The 22590-nt window shown below is 41.3% G+C and carries 25 protein-coding genes and 1 tRNA gene; 14 read left to right on the top strand and 12 right to left on the bottom strand.

What is annotated here, in order from left to right:
* Positions 1–55: 55 nt before the first annotated feature.
* The 5 genes from HC723_RS09340 (at position 56) to ppiC (ending at position 5196) form a co-directional block, all read left to right on the top strand.
* Positions 56–1756, top strand: a complete 1701-nt coding sequence (locus HC723_RS09340; RefSeq protein ID WP_190338877.1) for an ATPase RavA domain-containing protein — start codon at positions 56–58, stop codon at positions 1754–1756.
* Positions 1757–1817: 61 nt separating this feature from the next.
* Positions 1818–3269, top strand: coding sequence for an ATPase RavA stimulator ViaA (gene viaA, locus HC723_RS09335; protein ID WP_190338876.1), 1452 nt, complete (start codon positions 1818–1820; stop codon positions 3267–3269).
* Between the two features lie 257 nt (positions 3270–3526).
* Positions 3527–3613, top strand: a tRNA-Leu gene (locus HC723_RS09330).
* Between the two features lie 517 nt (positions 3614–4130).
* A complete protein-coding gene (locus tag HC723_RS09325; protein ID WP_190338875.1) occupies positions 4131–4811 on the top strand; it encodes a MaoC family dehydratase in 681 nt (226 codons plus the stop codon).
* A gap of 106 nt (positions 4812–4917) precedes the next feature.
* Positions 4918–5196, top strand: a complete 279-nt coding sequence (gene ppiC, locus HC723_RS09320) for a peptidylprolyl isomerase PpiC (RefSeq protein WP_153448558.1) — start codon at positions 4918–4920, stop codon at positions 5194–5196.
* Positions 5197–5306: 110 nt separating this feature from the next.
* Here the strand turns inward: ppiC and HC723_RS09315 are convergent, their stop codons facing one another.
* The 3 genes from HC723_RS09315 to msrP all read right to left on the bottom strand — a co-directional run bounded on the left by HC723_RS09315 (position 5307) and on the right by msrP (position 7977).
* Positions 5307–6059, bottom strand: a complete 753-nt coding sequence (locus HC723_RS09315) for an EAL domain-containing protein (protein WP_190338874.1) — start codon at positions 6057–6059, stop codon at positions 5307–5309.
* Between the two features lie 259 nt (positions 6060–6318).
* A complete protein-coding gene (msrQ, locus tag HC723_RS09310) occupies positions 6319–6930 on the bottom strand; it encodes a protein-methionine-sulfoxide reductase heme-binding subunit MsrQ (protein ID WP_190338873.1) in 612 nt (203 codons plus the stop codon).
* Positions 6931–6957: 27 nt separating this feature from the next.
* The gene (gene msrP / locus HC723_RS09305) at positions 6958–7977 is read right to left on the bottom strand and encodes a protein-methionine-sulfoxide reductase catalytic subunit MsrP (protein WP_190338872.1); all 1020 of its coding nucleotides are present in this window, start codon (positions 7975–7977) and stop codon (positions 6958–6960) included.
* Positions 7978–8253: 276 nt separating this feature from the next.
* On the opposite strand from msrP, the gene HC723_RS09300 reads away from it, so the two are divergent.
* Positions 8254–8793 carry a cytochrome b gene (locus tag HC723_RS09300; protein ID WP_190338871.1) on the top strand — a complete coding sequence of 180 codons (540 nt, stop codon included), beginning with the start codon at positions 8254–8256 and terminating at the stop codon, positions 8791–8793.
* A gap of 5 nt (positions 8794–8798) precedes the next feature.
* Positions 8799–9368, top strand: coding sequence for a YceI family protein (locus HC723_RS09295; RefSeq protein ID WP_153449009.1), 570 nt, complete (start codon positions 8799–8801; stop codon positions 9366–9368).
* Between the two features lie 135 nt (positions 9369–9503).
* On the opposite strand, the gene nadE is transcribed toward HC723_RS09295, so the two are convergent.
* Positions 9504–10340, bottom strand: coding sequence for an ammonia-dependent NAD(+) synthetase (gene nadE / locus HC723_RS09290; RefSeq protein ID WP_190338870.1), 837 nt, complete (start codon positions 10338–10340; stop codon positions 9504–9506).
* Between the two features lie 148 nt (positions 10341–10488).
* Between nadE and HC723_RS09285 the strand changes: the two genes are divergently transcribed.
* Positions 10489–11025 (top strand): nicotinate-nicotinamide nucleotide adenylyltransferase, encoded by a 537-nt coding sequence (locus tag HC723_RS09285; RefSeq protein ID WP_190338869.1) that lies wholly within the window; start codon positions 10489–10491, stop codon positions 11023–11025.
* 4 nt (positions 11026–11029) lie between these two features.
* Here HC723_RS09285 and HC723_RS09280 read toward each other — a convergent pair whose 3' ends face one another.
* Positions 11030–11650 (bottom strand): hypothetical protein, encoded by a 621-nt coding sequence (locus HC723_RS09280; RefSeq protein ID WP_190338868.1) that lies wholly within the window; start codon positions 11648–11650, stop codon positions 11030–11032.
* A gap of 261 nt (positions 11651–11911) precedes the next feature.
* On the opposite strand from HC723_RS09280, the gene HC723_RS09275 reads away from it, so the two are divergent.
* On the top strand, positions 11912–13018 hold the full coding sequence (locus tag HC723_RS09275; RefSeq protein ID WP_190338867.1) for a 1-acyl-sn-glycerol-3-phosphate acyltransferase: 1107 nt from the start codon (positions 11912–11914) through the stop codon (positions 13016–13018).
* 101 nt (positions 13019–13119) lie between these two features.
* Here HC723_RS09275 and HC723_RS09270 read toward each other — a convergent pair whose 3' ends face one another.
* The 7 genes from HC723_RS09270 to HC723_RS17800 all read right to left on the bottom strand — a co-directional run bounded on the left by HC723_RS09270 (position 13120) and on the right by HC723_RS17800 (position 18319).
* Complete coding sequence (locus HC723_RS09270; RefSeq protein WP_153448567.1) at positions 13120–13440, bottom strand: YfcZ/YiiS family protein; 321 nt, start codon at positions 13438–13440, stop codon at positions 13120–13122.
* Between the two features lie 173 nt (positions 13441–13613).
* Positions 13614–14438, bottom strand: a complete 825-nt coding sequence (locus HC723_RS09265) for a heme ABC transporter ATP-binding protein (RefSeq protein ID WP_190338866.1) — start codon at positions 14436–14438, stop codon at positions 13614–13616.
* On the bottom strand, positions 14438–15409 hold the full coding sequence (locus HC723_RS09260) for a FecCD family ABC transporter permease (RefSeq protein WP_446751400.1): 972 nt from the start codon (positions 15407–15409) through the stop codon (positions 14438–14440). The genes HC723_RS09265 and HC723_RS09260 overlap by 1 nt, the downstream gene beginning before the upstream one ends.
* Before the next feature lie 99 nt (positions 15410–15508).
* Positions 15509–16402 carry a heme/hemin ABC transporter substrate-binding protein gene (locus HC723_RS09255; RefSeq protein ID WP_190338864.1) on the bottom strand — a complete coding sequence of 298 codons (894 nt, stop codon included), beginning with the start codon at positions 16400–16402 and terminating at the stop codon, positions 15509–15511.
* Positions 16399–16818, bottom strand: a complete 420-nt coding sequence (locus HC723_RS09250; protein WP_190338863.1) for an ExbD/TolR family protein — start codon at positions 16816–16818, stop codon at positions 16399–16401. Before HC723_RS09250 ends, HC723_RS09255 begins: the two co-directional genes overlap by 4 nt.
* Entirely contained in the window at positions 16815–17522 is a 708-nt protein-coding gene (locus HC723_RS09245) for a MotA/TolQ/ExbB proton channel family protein (RefSeq protein ID WP_190338885.1), read from the bottom strand. The genes HC723_RS09250 and HC723_RS09245 overlap by 4 nt, the downstream gene beginning before the upstream one ends.
* Positions 17523–17524: 2 nt before the next feature.
* Entirely contained in the window at positions 17525–18319 is a 795-nt protein-coding gene (locus tag HC723_RS17800; protein ID WP_190338862.1) for a TonB family protein, read from the bottom strand.
* 164 nt (positions 18320–18483) lie between these two features.
* On the opposite strand from HC723_RS17800, the gene hutX reads away from it, so the two are divergent.
* The 5 genes from hutX to HC723_RS09215 all read left to right on the top strand — a co-directional run bounded on the left by hutX (position 18484) and on the right by HC723_RS09215 (position 22574).
* Positions 18484–18996, top strand: coding sequence for a heme utilization cystosolic carrier protein HutX (gene hutX, locus HC723_RS09235; RefSeq protein ID WP_238925442.1), 513 nt, complete (start codon positions 18484–18486; stop codon positions 18994–18996).
* A 106-nt stretch (positions 18997–19102) separates the two neighbouring features.
* Entirely contained in the window at positions 19103–19624 is a 522-nt protein-coding gene (gene hutZ / locus HC723_RS09230) for a heme utilization protein HutZ (protein WP_153448569.1), read from the top strand.
* 429 nt (positions 19625–20053) lie between these two features.
* Complete coding sequence (locus HC723_RS09225) at positions 20054–20473, top strand: hotdog fold thioesterase (protein ID WP_190338861.1); 420 nt, start codon at positions 20054–20056, stop codon at positions 20471–20473.
* Complete coding sequence (locus HC723_RS09220) at positions 20470–20706, top strand: DUF3389 family protein (RefSeq protein ID WP_153448571.1); 237 nt, start codon at positions 20470–20472, stop codon at positions 20704–20706. The genes HC723_RS09225 and HC723_RS09220 overlap by 4 nt, the downstream gene beginning before the upstream one ends.
* A gap of 170 nt (positions 20707–20876) precedes the next feature.
* Positions 20877–22574 carry an SgrR family transcriptional regulator gene (locus tag HC723_RS09215; RefSeq protein ID WP_190338860.1) on the top strand — a complete coding sequence of 566 codons (1698 nt, stop codon included), beginning with the start codon at positions 20877–20879 and terminating at the stop codon, positions 22572–22574.
* Positions 22575–22590 lie beyond the last annotated feature (16 nt).

The following is a 22590-nucleotide window of genomic DNA, read 5'->3' as shown; positions in this document are numbered from 1 at the left end:
TGAGCTTTATCTTTGATTGATTATGTATTCAAAATTTTTTTAAAAAGGGAAAAGCATGGATCGCACATCATCTTCACAACTATCAAACTCTCAAATCCCAAACACTCAACCAGTCAAGCGCACCGCTTCACAGCGATCACTGCTCTCTGAGCGTATCAATCAACTGGTGAGCGCGTTATCCGAAGGCGTGTACGAAAGGGAAGATACCATTAAGTTGTGTCTGCTCGCGGCGTTATCGGGCGAAAGTGTGTTTTTATTAGGGCCTCCTGGTATTGCCAAAAGCTTGATTGCGAAACGTTTAATTCAAGCGTTTGATAATAGCCGATATTTTGAATATTTGATGACCCGCTTTTCCACTCCTGAAGAAGTGTTTGGCCCATTAAGCATTCAAGAATTAAAAGATAATGGGCGCTATGTGCGCTTAACTGACGGCTATTTACCGACTGCGCAAGTGGTGTTCTTAGATGAAATTTGGAAAGCCGGTCCCGCTATTCTTAATACCTTGTTAACGGTTGTGAATGAAAAAACTTTTAAAAATGGTAATGATATTGAACCGGTGCCAATGCGCTTATTGGTATCCGCTTCGAATGAGTTGCCTGACGAAGACAGCGGATTAGAAGCATTGTACGATCGAATGTTGGTGCGTGTGTTTGTTAATCGCATTCAAAACAAACAAAACTTTCGCGCCATGTTAACGGTAGGAACCAAACAAGAAGCGGTGATCCCTGAAGGGTTAGCGATTAAAGATGATGAATACCAACAATGGCTGCAAGAGTTAGATCAACTTGATCTGACCGAAAGCATGTTTGAAAAACTATACCAATTAAAATCGATGCTTGAAGCGAAAGAAAATGCCGCCGGTGATGCCAATGATGAAATGTATGTCTCGGATCGCCGCTGGAAAAAAGCAGTTAAGTTACTCAAAGCCAGCGCCTATTTTAATGGTCGTGATGAAATCAATGCACTTGATATTCTGCTGCTACAAGATTGTTTATGGAACTCGCCACATTCGCGTTTAGTGGTTCGAGAATGTGTGTCTAACTTCGCAACCCAGTATGCCTATGATCAAATCTCGATCCAACAAAGTGTCGATCAACAACAAATAAAGATGACCGAACTTGATGAAGAAATCGTAAAACAATATGCGATGAATTTATCGGCCGATACTGAAGGGACGATACGCCGTAAAAATATTTATCAATACGATCTTTCTACTGCTAAGCGTTATAAAGTGGGTAACACCTCGGATCTGGTCAAATTAGTGTTATTACAAAGTAATATGTCGGTCAGTGAAAGTTATTCTGGTGACAGCCGTTGGGTGTATGTGCCTTTTAAAGAACTTGAACAGCTGATCCGCGAAGGCGGCGGAGATGCTTACGGTTTTGTAAATAAAAAATCCACTTTGTGCCGCTTCCGTTTAGAAGTCGATCATAAACAACATCTAGTGATTAAAGATATTGCTAATCGATCTATATCGGTAGCGGTTGCGACCACTCAAGGTTTTAATAAAGACAAACTTAATGCTTGGCATCAATTGGCAGAACAAGTGACCAAGGCATTAAAAGAAGCCGATTTTAGTGTGCGCCAGTCAAAAAATGCCTTCCACGCTTCGTTACCACACAGTTTCTTAGATAAAAACATTCCATTGATGATTGAATCGAGTTTGCAAGATCTTAGCGGAGCGATTGAGTCGGTGGCACAATTGAGTGAACAAGCTTTAAATAAAGTGACTCGTTTAGATGAAGCGTTTGAATGAGATTATTTATGATGTACTTGAGCTGTAAAAATTTCGAGCAGCCAAAAGGCAGGGCTAAATTATGCTAGGTATTGACGCGCTTGATATCGCCACCATTTTAGCTGACGCGGAAGTGATTGAGTCAGCATTGCACGATTTAATGGCTCGATCACAACTTATGCCATTGATTGAAGAGAATAAAAATGTTGCGACCTTAGTGCGCAATCAACTGGATAAATGGAAAAAGAAAGTCTCTAAAACCGTAATCAATGTGGCACCGTCGCAAAACTTGCAAACCGAATTGGCACTCTATCAACAAGTGATCCGCTGGCAAGAAACTGAATTTGTAGAGCGTAGCGATGATTTGCTGCTGCAACTAGAGCCTATTTCGTCATTTTACCCTAAAGCGCAACGTTTATTATCCGAGTCTAACGCCAAGATTAACCCGATGTTGCCGCATTATTTTTGTCACCAGTGGTATCAAAATATCCTTGGGGAAGTAAAACAAGCGCAACAGGCGGCATTAGAACAAGAAAAAGCTGATCAATTGGAAGATTTATATCAACGTATCGATACTTTGCAAAATATGGATAAAGTCGATCCAGATATCAATAATGACTCTGTTGCAGGGCGCTTGTGGGATATGTCGTCGGCAACCTTATCTAAAGCCGATTGGTCGGTGATGAAAGAGCAAGCGGATTTCTTAAAGAAACACCCTAAATTACAAGATATTGCACAAAGTTTAGGTCGAATGGCGAAAGAAAGCCTCGATCCCGAACAGCCAAAGCAATATGCCCAACAAATCATATATCAAGAAGAAGTATCACAGCATGCGACTGACGATATTGTGGGCATTCATGAGAGCGACGATCTTAATAAACTGCTACCCAATGAGACCTTATTTCTAGCTTATCCCGAGCTGGAAGTAGTTTTCTATAAGCATCTTATTGATAAGCGCTTAATGAACTATAAGATGCAAGGCAAAGCTCGCAAAGTACGAAAAGTAGCCGCGCAGCAACCATTGCCAAGTAAAGCAGACGAAGATACCGGACCGTTTATTATTTGTGTCGATGCTTCCGGTTCGATGGCCGGTTTTCCCGAGCAATGTGTCAAAGCGATAGCCTTCGCTTTAATGCAAATTGCGTTAGCGGAAGAACGCGACTGTTTCGTTGTCTTGTTTTCTACCGATTACGTGACCTATGAATTAACGCGTCCAGACGGCCTACGAGAGGCAAGCGACTTTTTATCTTATACTTTTCATGGTGGCACGGACTTAGCTCCCGCTATTACCGCGGCATTAACCCAAATGGAAGGGGCAAGATATAACAATGCCGATTTAGTGATACTGTCTGATTTTATTGCGCCTAAGCAATCGAAAGAGATTATCGCCCATGTGGATGCACTTAAACGTAATAAAAACCGTTTTCATGCGATTAGTTTATCCAAGTACGCAAATCCCGAGTTAATGAATATTTTTGACCATCATTGGGCGTATGTGCCAACGGTAGGGCAGAGGTTTGTGAAGCAAAAATAAAATTTAATTGCGGCAGGCCTGATGGTTTAGTATACACTTTGTTGGTAATTCGATCGGCTCGGTATGCTTTTTAATCGGTTGAATCAAAAAAGTAAAATTTCTTATTGACTCATTTTTGTAATCAAGTAAAGTACATCTCGTTCCCAAGGGAAAGCAAATAAAAGCTTCTTGAGAAAATAAATTGAATGATATGGCGAAGGCGGTATCAAGATGGTGTCTTAACTTTGCAGTTAGGCGCATCGCAATAAGAATTGCGTGCCCTGGTGGTGGAATTGGTAGACACAAGGGATTTAAAATCCCTCGGCGTTCGCGCTGTGCCGGTTCAAGTCCGGCCCGGGGCACCATCTATAACGAAGGCTTACCAGTATTGGTGAGCCTTTTTTATTGGCTATGATTTAACAAAATGGGAATTTAAAATCCAGTCAGTGGTTCGCTCTGTGCAGTATCATGTCAGTTCGAGAGCACCATCTATAACGAAGGCTTACCAGCATTAGTGAGCCTTTTTTATTACCTGCTATTCAAGGAAAGATTCAAGAAAATGTTAAACGTTTGCGTCTAAGTTGATGGAATTAGAGAAGTATTGGCTTTTATGACGGATTGGTAATTTATACTATAATTCCAAGTCATAAATTTATTAGTGAATCATTGTTTTATGTCAATTCTATGTCAATTCGATGTCAAAGAGTGGATTTTTTAAAAACCAAGAAAAAGCATAACATCATGTTATATATGATTTTTTGTTTTTAAGGATACGGGTGTACGCTCGAAAGTATTTGCACCGCTTTGGGAAGTACTTCAAAATTAAACATAATTGAGCAACTGGTACGAGTTGTAATAGTTGATAAAGGGCAAAGACTCATTATGAAAGTCGTTGATATTATAAAACACAAAACAGACTCGCTAGCGAAACATCAGTTTGACTTAAAGGAATTGATGTCACCAGTATTAAGAGCCTACTGGACTGATTTTATTAATAGAGCGAATTCTCAACAAATTTTTCCTTGGTTGAAAGAACACCAAGCACCAGCGGTTAACGAAGAAATCGCACCGACTTCACCTGTCATTGAACTGTCTGCAGAAGCGGAAGCGCTTTATGTCGAATTACGAGGTAAAGTGGGTGAAGAGCTTCATGTTGGTGACTGGTTAACGGTGGATCAAGAGCGGATCAATGCTTTTGGCCAAGTGACTGAAGATATGCAGTGGATCCATACGAATCCCGATCGCGCAGCAGAAGAATCACCATTTAAAACCACCATTGCACACGGTTTTTTAACTTTGTCTTTGCTGTCTCGTTTAACCGATAGTGTCGATGAAAAAAATCCACCATTTCCGACCGCTAAAATGACGGTTAATATCGGGTTAAATGAAGTTCGTTTTCCTTACCCTGTAAAGTCGGGTAACCAAGTACGAGCTCGCAGTAAATTATTAAAAGTTACCCCGATTAAACGTGGGTTAGAGATCGAGCGTGAAATCAAAGTCGAAATCGATGGTATCCGTCGCCCAGGTTGCGTGGTTATTTCGGTTGTACGCTTGTACTTTTAATCATTCGAATTTAAAATCGATCACCCAATTTTAAGCAGCGCTGACTCACCTCAGCGCTGTTTTATTTTATCCAACTTATTACATTATTAATTATCGAGGCCTTCCAATGGCAAGAACTGCAGCAGCACTACATATTTTAGTTAAGCATGAATCTCAAGCACAAGATATTATTGCCCAACTTAAAAAAGGCGCTAAGTTTCAAGCTTTAGCAAAAAAATACTCTACTTGTCCATCGGGTAAGAAAGGTGGTGATCTGGGTGAGTTTCCAAAAGGTGCGATGGTACCTGCGTTTGATAAAGTGTGCTTTTCGGCAGAAGTATTAACGCCGCATCTAGTAAAAACCAAATTTGGTTGGCATGTGGTCAAAGTGCTATACAGAACTTAGTCGTTTTACTTTCATAAAATCAGCTGAAATAAAAAAGAGTTCCGTTATGTTTAATAACGGAACTCTTTTTTGTATTTGAGATTACTGGTTAATCCTAGAGGAGAACTCGATCATGCCGCAACAGGGATCATAGGTTCTGGCATTGCAAGGAAATAGCCTTGATACATATCGATATTAAGAGAACGCATGCTATCGAGTTGCTCTTGGCACTCAATGCCTTCAATCACGGTCTTAGCGCCACAATTACGGGCTACTTTTAATGCATCGAGTAATTTTTCTTTAGAGCCTTGCATAAACTCAGTCAGTAGACCACGATCAATTTTTACAATGTGTGGACTAATAAGATTAACGCGATCTTGATTGGAATACTCTTGACCATAATCATCGATTGCAACATGAAATCCATGCTCGTTGATTTTTTTCACCGATGCTCTGAGCTCTCTGACATCATCACAACGCATTTCGAGTAGTTCTAATACAATTTGAGATGAACTGACATTTAACTGCTTCAGTTGATTAATAAAGCGAACTTCTTGCTGGCACTGACTATTAATTTTTTGTGCTGAATTTGGCAATAGGTTTAGAAATAATTGCAAATCTTGATATTGTGAATTGGCAAAATTATTGACATGGAGGATGCGGCTAATTAAATCAATCGCCATTTTATCAATATTGACCGGATTTTGATCTGAGAAATAAAAACCTGGGCAAACACGAATACCGTTTTCATCCTTCATAAGGATCAACACCTCAACGCCAATGATGGTGTCATTAGAATTGAAAATTGGTTGAAATACACTGCTAAGAATTAAGTTCTTATATTTCGCGAAATGATTGCCGGCATCATCCTTGAAGAAGCGCATTTTAAAATCATTTGGCATGGATTCGAGCTCAAAGTATGGTTATATCGAGGTCGGTAATTTACCAGAAAATGCGATTTGTATCTAGAAACTAACATTCAAAGTGCCTATTTAATCAGCGATATCTTAATTTAAATCAAACTTCTGTATTTGCTGACATTTTGATGACTTTGCTTAACAGTAGCAGTGAGTATTTTGTGCTTGCCATTACCTCATGCTGCCCATTTCTCCAACTCAATTTTGTAGAGAGTTGGGTGATATGTTATTTATGAGTTTTAATGTTAAGCCAGCGCTTAATTTTTTGTTGACGTAAGTACAGTAACACTAGGCTGAGCACGAGATAGATCATCGGCTCAATAATGCCAGATTTTACTGACCAATAATAATGAATAGGGGCCAGTATTGCGGCAAGGTATACCCAGTTATGCAATTGCTGCCATTTTTTTCCTAGTCTTTTTTGGATCGATTGGGTTGAGGTTAAAGTGAGTAAAAGTAAAATGATCCAAACACTAGCACCCACAACAAGATACGGACGTTTAATAATTTCATTGCCGATTAATTGCCATTCTAAGGCTAAATCAAACCATGCAAAACTTGATAGGTGCAATAACGCCCACACAAAACAATACACGCCAAGTAAGCGACGTACCCGAATCAATGCACCTAGTTTGAATTTCTGCGCAACAGGTGTGATCAGTAGCGTGAGTAATAAACTATTGATCGCGGCTTTACCAGTAAAGTGAATAATAGGCTCTACAGGATCAGCGCCTAAATAACCATTCACAACAGCAAAATAGAGCCATAAAAATGCAAAGATATGCCCAGTATGAATGAGCACTTTTAACCATATTGTATGTTTAGGAAGTAACGTCATAGAGGTCTGCCATCGAATGGTTTAGGATTAATAATTCTTGGTCAAATCGAGGTTTTTATACAGTGATGCCACTTGCTCACCATAACCATTAAACATTAAGGTTTTTTGTCTGCGTGAGCTAAATAAACTGCCTTCGCCAATAAAACGTTCGCTAGCTTGACTCCACCTTGGATGATCAACATTCGGGTTGACGTTGGCATAAAAACCATATTCCTCAGCGGCCAATAAATTCCAAGTGGTAGGGGGTTGTTGTTCAAGTAAATGAATTTTCACAATCGACTTAATGCCTTTAAAACCATATTTCCACGGCACGATTAAGCGTAATGGTGCGCCATTTTGTGGTGCTAAGGTTTTACCGTATAAGCCGACCGTCATTAAGGTTAAAGGATTCATAGCCTCTTCAATGGTTAAGCCTTCAACGTACGGATAATCGATACCACCACCAAGAGAGTACGAAGCTTGCCCTGGCATTTTTTTAGGATCATAAAGGGTTTCAAAAGCGACATATTTCGCTTTGCTGGTGGGTTGTACTAACTTAAGCAAACTGGCGAGAGTAAACCCAAGCCAAGGCACATTCATTGACCATGCTTCAACACAGCGATGGCGATAAATTCGTTCTTCAATCGTCATGTTTTTCATCACATCATCTATATCTAACGTGACACTTTTGGCGACTTCACCGGTAATTTCGATGGTCCATGGTCGAGTTTCAAAGCCTTTGGCTAATTCCGCGGGTTGCCCCTTGCTAGAACCAAATTCATAAAAATTATTGTAGGTTAATACTTTGGGCTCAGGTGTCAGTTCAAGATCAGAAGTTGAAAGGGATGATGGACGACCGACGAGATCTTGTCGAGGATCGATGACTGCAACCGGATCTTTCTTAGCAGAGAAAACATCAAATAGACTGGCTTGCGCGTTAGATGTAAAAGGAGTGATCGCCGCTGCAAGACCCAGTTTTTTAACAATATCTCGGCGTTGTTTATAAATAGTCTCGGGCGTGGCTTGGTTTTCTTTTAACTGCCATGAAAGCGGATTTTTTATCAACATAATAAACTTCCTTTTGATAACGTTTTAATTACATGTTCATCGCAATACCAATGAGTTATAAATTAAGACCTGTCGTTTTCAAATTTAATTTCAATTACTTGTTGGTGAATTTGCATTCTTTATACTTTAGGTTAAATGTTACATAAATTTACAGGTACTTGTTTGGGTTAAGCGTTATGATAAAGTTATTAACAAGGTAAGTGATGGTTGTTAACAATTTAGCGGTGAATGTATTATTACTCATTATCCGAAATATTTATTCAATGTGGTCGCAAGATGAACAAAGAAGTAAAAAATTACCATTGGCTTACAAAAATAAATCATTGGGCTGCCGCCGTTGTGATCATCGGTTTATTCGCCTCTGGATTATGGATGGTCGAGCTCGATTACTACAGCAGTTGGTATCAAGATGCGCCGCATTGGCATAAATCGGTCGGTTTACTACTGGCAGGTTTTACTTTGTTTAGGTTGGTGTGGAAGCTATTAACACCTTCTCCTGTAATCGAAGGCACAAAATTTGAAAAGACAGCCGCGAACATCGCCCATGGGTTAATGTACCTCTTAATGTTCAGTATTTTTATTTTAGGCTATTTAATTTCGACATCAGATGGCAGAGGTATTGATATTTTTGATTGGATGACAGTGCCGTCACTTGGACTGCTGTTTGAAGATCAATCGGATATATCCGGTTTGTTACACTATTATTTTGCTTGTGTACTGATTGCTTTAGCTGTGGTTCATGCCGCCGCTGCATTAAAGCATCATTTTATTAATAAAGACGATACTCTACGAAAAATGACAGGAGTCATAAAATGATCAAGATGAAAAAATGGTTAACAACTGCAGGTCTGTGCGCCTCTATGGTTTTACCCGTGAGCGCGATAGCGGCAGATTATGCAATTGATACCAAAGGGGCGCATGCTTCGGTGAACTTTCGTGTCAGCCACTTAGGTTACAGCTTTACTCAAGGTCGTTTTAATACTTTTGATGGTACGTTTTCCTACGATCCGAGTAATGTTACTGCGTCAAAAGTGAATGTTGTGGTCGATACCACCAGTGTAGATTCTAATCATGCTGATCGTGATAAGCACATTCGTAGTGATGATTTCTTAAATGCGAGTAAGTTTAGCAAAGCAACGTTTTCAAGCACCAAAGTAACCGATAAAGGCGATGGGAAATTAGTCATAGACGGTACATTAGACTTACATGGCAAGAAAATGCCAGTGACAATTGATGCACAATTTATCGGCGGTGGTGAAGACCCATGGGGTAAAGAGCGCGCCGGATTTAAAGGTACAACCCGTTTAGAATTAAAAGATTTTGGGATCAAAGAAATGGCAGGGGCGACTTATGTTGATCTTGACCTATATGTTGAAGGCATCAAGCAGTAATACGAGATAGAGCCAAAAAGAACCGTGACAATTTGAATAAAATAAAGGCTGCCGATTGTAATTAAACTCGGCAGCCTTTTTTATTTTATATCATCACGTTAATCATCATCGCGTTAATCAAAAGAATGATTAGTGTTATTCGTCATCATAAATCGTGGGGATAGGTTGGCGCTTATGTTGAGTCTTGGTATAAATGCTCACCAAGCGATCGGATGCTTGCTTAGATACTGGTTTGCCTTCTAAGAAATCATCTATTTGATCATAAGTCAGCCCTAATGCCGCTTCATCGGCTTTTTGAGGATCGAGCTCTTCTAAATCAGCTGTCGGAACTTTTTGCACTAACGTTTCTGGTGCGCCTAATTCAGCCGCCAGTTGACGAACTTGGCGTTTGTTTAAACCAAACAATGGCGCAAGATCGCAAGCGCCGTCACCAAACTTAGTATAAAAACCGGTGATATTTTCTGCCGAATGATCGGTGCCTAAGACTAAACCGCCAACATATCCTGCCACTTCATATTGGGCAACCATGCGAGCACGCGCTTTGACATTGCCTTTTACAAAGTCGAGTTTTTCTGCGCTTGTTGGTAGTAAATTAGTATGCTCAAGGGCTTGATGAGTCGCACTGTTCATGCCATCGACACTTGGTTTAATATTTACTGAAATAGAATGGCTTGGCTGAATAAACGACAGAGCTAATTGCGCTTCATCTTCATCTTTTTGTTCGCCATACGGCAGACGTACTGCAATAAATTGGTAGTCGTTGGAGGATGATTGCTGGTTGAGTTCATTAATTGCTAATTGCGCTAATCGACCGCAAGTGGTGGAATCAACGCCACCGCTGATACCCAAAATTAAAGATTTGCAACCTGATGATTGCAGACGATTTTTGATAAATGCAATCCGACGTGAGATTTCAAATTGCGCATCGATAGAAGGCTGAACGCGCATTTCTTGACGAATGTGTTGCTCCATGATGATTCCTTATAGCCACAGATGTAAGACGTTTTAATCATATACTTAAAAGGGGGAAGGTTACTAGTTCAAATCTAGTTCGAATCAAGCCTTTTCGGTGTTAAACTCATGCATTAAATATCATCTTAGTTGTTTACAGAGATCCAATATGACCACCATAGCAGTGTTTGGCAGCGCATTTAATCCACCGAGTTTGGGGCATAAATCGGTGATCGATTCATTAATGCATTTTGATCGTGTGTTATTAGTGCCAAGTATTGCGCATGCGTGGGGTAAATCGATGCTGGACTTTGATGTCCGCTGTCGCATGATTGAAGGGTTTATCGATGACATCGGGCAAGAAAAAGTGCAATTGTCACGTATTGAGGAGGCGCTCTATCAACCTGATGGGGTAGAGGATAACCGGAGTGTTACCACCTTTGATGTGCTTGGCGCTCTGCAACAACGTTATCCAGACGCGGTACTAACTTTTGTCCTCGGTCCTGATAACTTGATGAATTTTTCCAAGTTTTATAAAGCGGATGAGATTGTGCAACGTTGGTCGGTATTGGCGTGTCCTGAAAAATTAGCGATCCGCAGTAGCGATATTCGCCAACGCTGTATCAATAATCAAACCATTGCAGAGTTCACCACGCCATCGGTTCAGCGTTATATTCAGCAAAAAAAACTCTATATTCAACAATAAGCAGTTATAAAAGTTGATCGGCAACTAATTGGCAAAGTTGATCGGCTTGAACCTCGTTACCATTGAATAAAGTGGTAATAATATTGGCGCGTGCTTGACCTGATTTTTGCATTTTAAACGCTTCTCGTACCTTGAGTGCTAGCTGCAATGCTTTATCTTCTGATTTGTCGTTTAGGCTTTGACTTACGGTTGGGTGATTATTAGCAAGCTTAGGCGCATGTTCTTTTTTATGACAACTTGCGACTAATTCTTGAATAAACACGGTATACAAAGCTTGCAACGATGGATTATTCGCCTCAAAGCGTAGGGTGCGAAACTTGTTGACCAATGCAGTCAATAACTCGGTTGGATTGAATAAACCGGCTTGATGTGGATAGGCGTGTTGTGAGCGGATCGAAATGTCGATTTCAGTGATCCGGCTATTGGGTAGATAACTTATTGCCACTAAGCACTCAATCGGCAGCCACAACAATTGTCCGGCAGTAAACAAGTATTCCTCTTTGCCTAACCGCACCGCAATCTGGCCTTGTTCAACAGAGATCAGTTTATGTTTGCTGGTCTTTTTTCGCGCAGTGGTGGTCAGAAAAGGATGTTGAGTACTGGTATGGGAAATAAGATAATTCATGTGTTAAGTTCGGCGTACGAGTAAGATGGGCTAAGACTAGCGTTTTCTTGATCCCGATGCCAATTTTTGTGGCTAAAATATCAGAATTTAAACATAAAAAGGCTCAATATGGTCATTCTGGACGATGTTGTTATTCACTATTGGCGCTATTTCAGGTATTTTACCTGTCCAGTTTTAAGCTTTGTATGGTTGAACTCGCTAAAAAATTAAAGCGATTTTTCAAGCGTACAAATTATGTTCTATTCATAACAGCAGTAAATAATGAGTATTGAAAACGATCCGTATAAAGAAATCCGTCCTTACAACGATGATGAAATCCCTGCCGCATTAGATCGGCTGATCAATGATGATGAGTTTATCAATGCCATCATCAAATATCGTTTTTCCGAAAAATCGGCTTGGTTTAAAAAGCTGGTGTCCCCGATCTTGAAGTTTTATCTCAAACTGAAATGGTCCAAACTGAAAACGGTTAATGATATTCAAATCGAAATCGAAAACTTCATGGGCTCGACATTAGATAAAACAGCCAATGGCATCACTTATACGGGGCTGGAAAACTTAGATCCGAAACAAGCGTATTTATTTGTCTCCAATCACCGTGATATAGCGATGGATCCTGCGTTAGTTAATTTGGGACTGTTTAATAACGGCCATCAAACCGTGAGAATTGCGATTGGTGATAACTTATTAAAAATGCCTTGTGCGACCGAAATGATGAAGTTAAACAAAAGCTTCATTGTAAAACGTTCCGCTAAAGGTCCGCGTGAAATGATGAAAACACTGGGTCAATTGTCGGGTTACATTAAGCATTCACTTGAAACCAATAATTCGATTTGGATCGCGCAGCGTGAAGGGCGTGCCAAAGATGGCAATGATATGACCGAGCCGGCGATTTTAAAGATGTTTCATGTAGAAGGCCGTCGTCAAAAAATCCCATTTGCGGATTACATCAAGTCATTGAAAATTGTGCCGGTGTCTATTTCGTATGAAAACGATCCACTGGATGTCGCCAAAGCCAATGAGTTATACCAACTCGAAACACATGGTCATTATCAAAAAACAGAATTTGAAGATATTGAAAGTATTGTTAAAGGTATCATTGGAAAGAAAGGGCGTGTCAATGTTAGCTTTGGTGACGTTGTCACTGGTAACTTTGAAACACCAGATGCATTAGCGCAAGAAATTGATCGTCAGATACATGATTTATACCGTTTGTACCCGATTAACTTGCTTGCCGCTGGGAAAAAAAGTGATTCGATCACCGAAGAAACCAAAGCGACATTGGCAGAAAAACTGCGTCAATTACCTGAAGGTGCGCAAGAAAAGCTGGTTGCGATGTACGCCAATCCAGTCGCGAAGAAGCAGTAAAAACGAGAAATAAACAAAAAATTAAAGACAATAAAAAAGCAACCAACTGTGAAGTGGTTGCTTTTTTTATTTCAAAAATCGATGATTATTTTAAACCGCGATTAACGGTTTAATGAGCGACTTTTGAGTTCGAAAATTAATTTTTCAGCGCTGCATTCAAATTTAATACGAGCGGTTAAGGTCGTTGCGTCATCCGCCATTGCTTCAATTTCATGTTGGAAATCGGCATTCACTTCTTTTGCTAATGCAAGGTAAGGGGCAAAGTGAGCCAATAAGGTCTCTTTGTTTGGTCCTTGGATATGAACATCAGCCACATCATCACCTTCTTTGATGATAAAGCCCATTTCTGCACTGCAACCACATGCTTCACAAACTTCGTTTTCACCAGATACTAATTCGAGTTCTTGTCTTTCATTGCTCATTATATTTTGCCTTTTAAGTGACTAATGCGATTATTTTACTCTTCATTTTTTGGCAACACTAGTAAAAAACTATGATAAAGATTAAAAAAAAGTTGATGGTTGAATAAGTAACTAAAACAACTTAGCCCGATGATAATTGAAATAAGCTGTTCAACCATAAACTTAGATCAAATTTAAACGGGGTGTACTACCGGAAAATCATAGTGAGGATGCGCTTGTACTAAAGTTTGATAGCCATACACTTGCAAAATATTGTCAGGGGTTAAAGTGTGCCAAGGCGCGCCATCGGCGACAATATCGCCTTGATTTAATAACAAGATCCGATCGGCATATTGAGCGGTAAGATTAAGATCATGCAACACGACAATCACGGCTGCGCCTTTACTTGCCATCGATTTAGCTAAAGCTAAGGTATTGTGCTGGTGGGCGAGATCTAAGGCCGACGTGGGTTCATCCAACATAAAAATACAGTTATGTTGCGCGTGACTGAGTTGGGTTAATACTCGAGCTAGATGGACTCGTTGCTTTTCACCTCCCGATAGCGAGGGGTAGGAACGCTCACTTAATTCAGGTATACCGACTTGTTGCATCATCTTGGTTGTGGTGTGTTTTAAATCGTGGTTATTGAGGCCTAGAGGGATCCCTCCGAGTTCGACCACTTCTTTAGCCAGAAATGGAAAGGTGAGGGTGCTGTGTTGCGGCAACATGCCAAGTTGCTTCGCTAACTGCGATTTCTGCCAATCTTTTTGCGCTCTACCAAAGTAATGCAAACTCGGCGTTTTACCTGCATGACGATTTATTGGGTTGGACAGGGCTTGTTCGCCACTTAAAATCTTTAATAAACTGCTTTTCCCTGTGCCATTTGGCCCTAATAATGCGGTGACTTGACCACGATAAATATCCAAGTTGATGTCATTTAGGATTGATTTTGCACCAAATTTTAACTGGATATGCCGCGCCTTAATCGCAACTGGCAGTGGGGAGGAAATTGTAGACATTATGCGATCCGTCCTTTTTGAGAAAACAAAAGATATAAAAAGAAAGGCGCACCTACAATCGCGGTCACAATACCAACGGGTAATTCAGCAGGGGTCACAGCAACACGGGCAAACATATCGGCCAGAGTCAGTAGTAATGCACCTAAAATGGCAGAAAATGGCAATAATGCGCGATGATCGGGGCCAATTAGCATGCGGCCCAAGTGCGGGATCACAAGGCCAATAAAGCCAATCATGCCACTTAAACTGACGGTAACCCCAACTCCTGCGGCGGTCAGTAAAATTAATTTACGTTTGAGAGATTGTATCGGAACGCCAAGATGAGTGGCCTCAGCCTCACCAAGTAATAACGCATTTAATGGCATCGCTTGGCGCATAAAAAATATCAGTAAACCGAGTAATGTCACGCCGGCCAACCCTATACCGGCCCAAGTCGCGCCAGCAAGAGATCCCATCGACCATAAAGATAAATCGCGTAGCATTTGATCATCGGCAATAAAATTGAGATAACCAATCGCCGCGCCAGAAAGTGCGCTGATCGCCACCCCTGCCAGTAACATTACCGTGACAGACGTACCAAATTGACTGGTTCCAAGTTTGTAAATCATGATGGTGGTTAATGCGCCACCTAAAAAAGCAAATACCGGTACGGCGGCAAGATCCATAAACAGCGGATAATCTTGCTTTAAGCCCGCAAAACAAACAATCGCAAACGCCGCGCCGAGTGCCGCGCCAGAGGATACCCCAATAATGCTAGGCTCAGCTAATGGATTACGAAATAGCCCCTGCATCACAGCGCCACAAAGCCCAAGGATCGCGCCAATAAATAGACACAATAAAGTACGAGGCAAACGAACCTGCTGAATGATTAGCTCAACATGAACCGGCAATTGGTTAATTGTTGGCATGATAGCGGTTGGAAATAGGCGCTCAATGCTGCTTTGTAGAGCGTGGCTAAAGGAAATATTCATCGGACCAACTGAAATCGACATCACGATCATGCTGCACAGTAAGAATAAAAAGGCAGCAAACAAAATACGAATGGGAATATGGCGTAACATGTCATGTCCTTATGGATAAATAAGTGATTGAATACGCTGAGCTTCAGACAGGCTTTTTAAACCAAGTCCGCCAACTAAAGCATGGCCATCAATGGTGAAAATGCTTTTCGATTGACCGGCTGGTGTGGCGGCAAGTAATGGCATTTTTTGTAAGATGGCCTCCGCGCCACCTAATTTATCAAAACTACGCCCACTGACTAAAATGACATCTGGTTGCATTTTAATCATGGCTTCGCTCGAGATCGGTTTATAAGACTCTAAAGTTTGCGCTGCAGGGTTGAGTGCGCCTGCCAGTGTAATAATGGTGTTGGGTGTAGTGTGATTGCCTGCCACATTGGCCGCGCGACCCTGATGGATCAATAGGAACAAAACTTTTTTCGCCGGACTATTCTTGTGTTGTTCACGTTGCTGGGCGTTTTTTTGTTGTAATAGAGAGACTTGTTGCTGAACTTGTTGTTCTAATTGCTGCGCTTTGGCTTGAGTATTGGTTAGCTGTGCAATTTGATTGATCCGAGTGAGTAAACCGTTAATGTCGCTGTGGCTATTAACCACATCCACTTCAACGCCGGCTTGTTGCAAAGTCTGTAAGGTTGATGCAGGACCCATTTCATCCGAGCCAATAATGCGGCTTGGGTTTAAGGCCAGTATCCCTTCACTCGATAATTGGCGGTGATAGCCGACAACCGGCAACTTAGTTTGAGTTGGTTGAATACTGGTGAGATCAATAGCCACCAATTGATCACTGGCTCCGAGTGCCTGAATTATTTCAGTTACCGCGCCACCAGCACTAATGATTCGCTGATTAGCAAATGCGGCGGTTTGCGGTAATAAACTTAAAATAGCAATCAAAGCGATGTTACGACTCAGTCGTTTTGATAAATAATGAGAGGTGCGTAAATTCATAATTTTGGATCTTCCATGAGAATTTGAGTGGCAGCAATATTGTGCTGATGTAAAAACGCGAATAATTTCACAATATGTTGGATCTCGGCGCTTTTATCTGCCGCGATCACAATCGGTCTTTCGGGGGCTTGTTTAACATGTTCAATCAAAGAGGCTTGAAACTGCGGCCAGTCTGCCATTGCTTGTCCATCGATTGCCCAAAATGGTTCTGTTGTGAGAATATTTAAGGTGATCGACTGGCTATCGACCGCTTGAGTCGCAGACGCCTCACTATCGGGTAATTGCACTTCTAACGAACTTAATTTGACTGAGGCGGTGAGCAATAAAAACACCATCACAATAAAGATAATGTCTAACAATGGTGTCAGATCTGGCGCTAAAGCTTGAGTGTTCTTGGTCGGTTGTGAACGGATCATAAATCGTTCACCCACGGTGTAGTTGTTTGTGATGCTCGTTTGCTTTGTGCACGTTTAGAAACGAAACCCAAACCAGAATAATCCACTCCTTCAATCCATAAATTGACCTGATTCAATCCGTGCTCTAAGCGAAAGATCACTCGATCAGACCAAAGCGTGAACAGTTGCGCGGCAGAAATTGCCGGTAGCGCGACAATTAAACCGGCAGCCGTGGTGCGCATTGCCAAGCCTAAACCATCGGCAAGATCATTGGGGGTTATATTGCCGGTGCTTGCCGCGACGCCTTTGAACATATCAATTAACCCTAAAACCGTACCCAATAGGCCAATTAATGGGCTGATCACGCCAATTAAGGTTAGCAGTTTAAGACCACTATTAAGCTGACTGCGTCTTTCTTGTAACCACATTTGAGCAATATCTTCACGTAATGCTTTTTGGCTGTGTTGCTGGCGCAGTAACAAGCCAGTGCCTTGAAAAAGTAGCGCCCGCTTGGCAGATAATTGCGCGGCTAATGTTTTGACGCTGTCAGGATCGCTAGGCTCAATAGTCGTCAATTGGATGCCAACTTGTTTGCGGCCAATATGGAAATTGAGTATCACATGCAGGCATCGCTCAATAATGATAATGAGTGTGATGAGTGAGCAAATCACCAAAGGCAAAGCCATAAGACCAAATTGTTGCTGGGCGTTGAGAATAAATTCCATCATTAATCCAATTTAAAACGAATAGGGATCTGAACGCGGTGTGCCATAGCAATACCGTTGACTTTTTGTGGGGTAAACTTCCATTTCTTTATCGCATCCAAAGCGGCTTTATCTAACAGATTTGCACCAGATGACGACAGCAAGGTTTGCTTGATCTGGTGGCCATTTTTATCTAACCAAATTTCATAAGTCGCGGTGCCTTCTATCCCTTTGCGTTGAGCAAGGCGAGGATAGCGAGGCTTAGTTGGTGGCGACATAAAATCGGGTTGATCAATTAAAATAGGTTGTTCGCTAACGCCTTTTTTAGCCGCTGATTGAGTGCTTACTGCTTGATTGGCCGTGACTGAAGGCGCCGGTTTACTTATGGCCGTCGCTTTGGGTGGCGATTTTTTTATGGGCGTGATTTTTTTATTTACAGGCGCGGAGTTTTTAACCGATGTGTTATTGCTTGCTTTAGTTTTAGCTCGGTGTGAAGCCGATGCTGATGCCGCGACGGTCTTATTCGCGGATTTTTTAGTTGCTTGCGGGTTTTGTTTGCTTGTAGAGCGGGTGCTGTGCGTTTTTACTGGGTCTTTAGCATTGATACTCGACTTTTTAAGAGCAGAGTTTGGCTTTTTAGGCGTCATACTCGGCATTGGATCGGCAGGAGAAGCCATTGCCACCAAATTGACCGAAACTTTAGTGCTGGTGCTGCCTGCTGGCATCGCAAAGGCTTTTTGCTGATCGAATTGAGTGAACATCAAGATGTGCGCACCAATCGCAATGCTTGCCGCTACTGTATACCGATTGAAATTCACAAAGTGTCCTTACTGGTAGAGAATGTTAAATAAATGATCGAGGTGATTATTAATCAAGATGCGAATAATATCAATTATCATTTGCATTATTATTTGGGTGAAATTAAGATGCATCTCATCAACACGATCAGCAACATTGTGATAACAAATAAGAGAAGGTCTTAATGGAAGAGAGACAACAAATGAATAGCGCAGTGATGAGTATGATTGACAGCGATCCGAGTTTATTGCCAGCCGCTATCGCACAACAACTGAAGATTTCAGAGCTTGAGGTGGTGGTCGCATTACCAAGTGAAATGGCGGTCGTTGTCGATGGGAAGCACGCCCAAAGCCTGTTAGAGCACTTGGTCGGTTGGGGGAATATGACCAGCATTGTGCATTCGGGCGGATCGATTTTTGAAGTAAAAGCACCGTTTCCAAAAGGGAAAGTCGCCCACGGATATTATAACTTAATGGGGCGCGAGTGCGAGTTACAAGGTCACTTAAATTTATCCAAAATGTCTAAAGTCGCTTTAGTCTCTAAACTATTTCGCGGTAAAGAAAGCTATTACTTTGGCTTTTTTGATTTGCAAGGAGACAGTATTTTTAAAGTGTACTTAGGGCGGGATAACAAACGAGCCTTGTTGCCAGAACAAGTTGAAAAATTCAAACAGTTGGTGGTTAAGCTTACACCCTAAACGACTTAACCATTGGAAATTATTATATAAAGATTCAGTCTATCGTTATCGAGTAAACAGCAATAAAGCAAGATAGTCACTCTAATACTAGCTAAGGGAAGAAATTATGGAAAATGAAGTAAAACAACAAAGGTTGCAGAATCGACTCGGCCCAGAGATCCAAGAATTTCGCGATGAGCGTAAGACCATTCAACTGGCGACTATTGATAAAAACGGGCAACCGAACGTGAGTTACGCGCCATTTGTGTCAAATAAGCAAGGTTACTTTGTGTTAATTTCTGAGATAGCTCGTCATGCGCGTAATTTATTAGATCAGCCGAATGTTTCATTGATGTTGATCGAAGATGAAGAGTCCGCCAAACAATTGTTTGCTCGTAAACGTTTAAGTTTTGATGCAAAAGCCAGTGTTGTTGAGCGTGATACAGCGCAATGGCAAGGTGTGATTGAACAAATGGAACAGAGATTTGGTGAGATCATCACCAGCCTTAGCCAATTAGAGGATTTTAAACTGTTTTGTTTAAGCCCGCAGCAAGGCCTATTTGTAAAAGGCTTCGGACAAGCATTCCAAGTCTCGAGCGATGACCTAGTCGATGTAGTGCATTTAGAACAAGGGCATAAAAAGTGGTGAGTAGCTAAACTCTATTACGATCTTAATAATAGACGGTTTTAAGATGAGAAAAGGGTCAGTTCGCAGTGAACTGACCCTTTTCCCTTTTTTGCAAGCAAAGGTGTTTTACGTTCCCATCGAGGGGAATATTGTTGTTCGGAAATCATACACCTTTTTGGTTATCAAACCCATACAAATTATCAATAGATTGGATATGTTTTGTATTTTGTGAATGTTCTTATAATTTGAGCCATTTTAACCGCATTTTGGGGCAGTTAGTGGGTATGAGTCTGTAAAACTCTGTTGAAATAGTATTGTTTGAACTATCAGTATTTAAGTGGTCACCTTGCAGTTCACCTTAGATGATAATATCTTAAGCCAAATAGTTTGTTTTGTGCAATTGGAGCACAGAGTTTCAGACCAACAACAGATATACCACAAGGAATGCACATGATTTGGAAGAAACCCGTTACTCTTGAAATACTGAATGCGACGTCTAAAAATACCATCATGGAGCATTTAAACATTGTGTATAGCGAGTTAACGGAAGACAGCATTTCTGCCACTATGCCAGTTGATCATACTACCCATCAACCACTAGGCATGTTACATGGTGGCGCTTCGGTGGTACTGGCAGAAACATTAGGCTCGTTAGCGGCTAATATGTGTGTTGATGATAATACGTATTGTGTTGGGCTTGATATTAACGCTAATCATATTCGCGCTAAGCGTCGTGGAGTGGTGACGGGCACGACTAAACCTATTCATATTGGCGTGTCGACTCAAGTGTGGCAGATTGAAATTGTGGATGAAGAACAACGCTTATTGTGCACCAGTCGTATTACTATGGCGGTGAAACAACGCAAATGATCATAGAATTTACTCACGGTAAAGTTATCGCCAATATGCATGAAGTGGTGGTGCGATTAAACGCTGGCGGGCAGGTAACTTTGCAGGCTCAAATCGATGCGTTAACTTTAATCGGGCGTGGCGCGAATGTGATCACCGCCTATGACATGCAATGCCAGTGGTCAGTCGCATTAGATAACGATGTACAGCTGCAACAAGTAGCGGATTTTATTGGCGTTCCGGTTAAACGATAACAATAACGCTGGCACTTAAACGCAGATACTCACTCAGATAGCCCGCTTGGTTAGGCTTAAAAGAGGAAATCCACCCCCCAATTTTTTTAGATTTAATCAAAGAAATTCCCAGTTTTGCGTGCTAATCTAGGAAATATTGTTATCACCCAAGATAGTTGAGTTTCCTCTTTATGAGCAGTCCTCGTTTACGCATTCAATTTGAACGTTTATTTGAGCATTTTCAAGGTGAAGATGCTTCCATTCAACTCGAAGAACTGACGGACATTTTATGCTGTACCCGCCGTAACACTCGTATTGTATTAAATAAACTGGCGGAAGAAGGTTGGGTGGAATGGATCCCAGCAGCTGGACGTGGCAAACAATCTCAATTGATTTTTAAACGCAATAAATACGATGTCAGTGAAAATCTTGCCAAGCGTTATTTAGAAGAAGGTAAAATCGAGCATGCATTATCGGTGCTGGATAACGATCCGGCACGTTTAACTCAAATATTTCAAAGTTACCTAGGTGTCAGTCATTTAGAAGGGCAGCAAGTAGTGCGCTTGCCTTATTATCGTCAACTGGCCAACTTAAATCCGGTTAAACCGACTCGTCGCTCCGAGCAACATATTATTCACCAAGTATTCAGTGGATTAACTCAGTTAGACGAACATGAACAAGTTCAATCTGATCTTGCCCATCATTGGGAAATGCTCAGCCCGACTCATTGGCGTTTTTATCTTCGCTCCGGTATTCGTTTTCATAATGGCGATCGTCTACAGATCAAAGATATCATTGAAAGCATTGAACAAATGAGTTCGATGTTATTATTCAAACATATCGAATCTGCTTCCTCATCGGCAACCAACACGCTGGATATTTTACTCAGTGAAGCCGACCACCATTTGCCACTATTGTTAACTGAGACTCTGGCTAAGATCTTGCCGAGCAGTTCAGAGCGATCAGATAATTTCGATTTAATTCCTAATGGCACTGGGCCTTACCGAGTGACGCGTAATGATAATATGCGTTTGGTTTTAGAAGCTCATGATCAGTACTTTGGTTTTCGTCCATTAATTGAACGGGTTGAAGTATGGGTTATTGATGAAACTCACTCGTCGATGGTGTATCCGAGTTTGACCAACCCAATGAAGCCCAAAGAAGGGCAATTTATTGATGTTGAACTTGATCCTGGTTGCACTTATTTACTGCTTAACCAAATCACCGGTCTGGCAAAAGATCCATTATGGGCAGAGTATTTTGCCAGTCGTTTGAATTCTTTTAGTTTATTGCGTGAAATCCCCGATCAAAAAGTGATTGAACTGGGTCTTTTGCATGCGCATGGTTTAAAACCCGGTTGGCATCATAGTGGTACCTATCATGCTGATATTGAACTGCCATTTGATCCAGATACCACCAAGCCCGTTATTACCGTGGCTTATCATGCGATGCACCCTTTGTTTCCTCATGTGGTGGCAGCAATCAAATCACTACTTAAAAAAGATGGCATTGCGATCCGTACAGTAAAATACGATGTAGAGGTTGAAAATCCTCAAGAAATCGACATTTGGCTTAAACCTATGGGGCTGGCGAATAATCGAAAAGATGCCTTGATGGGTTGGTTACTCGGCTATAGTGATATACAGAAGATGAGTAAACCGGAGTTATTTCAACGATGGCAACAATTAATCAGTGATTGGCGTGGGGATAATAATGTTTCGTTTCCGGCCAAAGCATTGGCTAAAGAGTTAGTGCAGAGTAAGCAATTGATCCCGATGTTTCATTGCTGGTTAGGAGTGGGGCAAGATCATTGTGGTTCGTTACAAAACGCCACTTGCAACGCATTAGGTTGGTTTGACTTTAGTCAGGTGTGGGTTAAGCCTGAATAGCCAAGCCAATAGCCTA

The sequence above is a fragment of the Vibrio sp. S11_S32 genome (assembly GCF_014694465.1).
GTDB lineage: Bacteria > Pseudomonadota > Gammaproteobacteria > Enterobacterales > Vibrionaceae > Vibrio > Vibrio algicola.
This window is presented reverse-complemented; position numbering and strand designations above follow the sequence as displayed.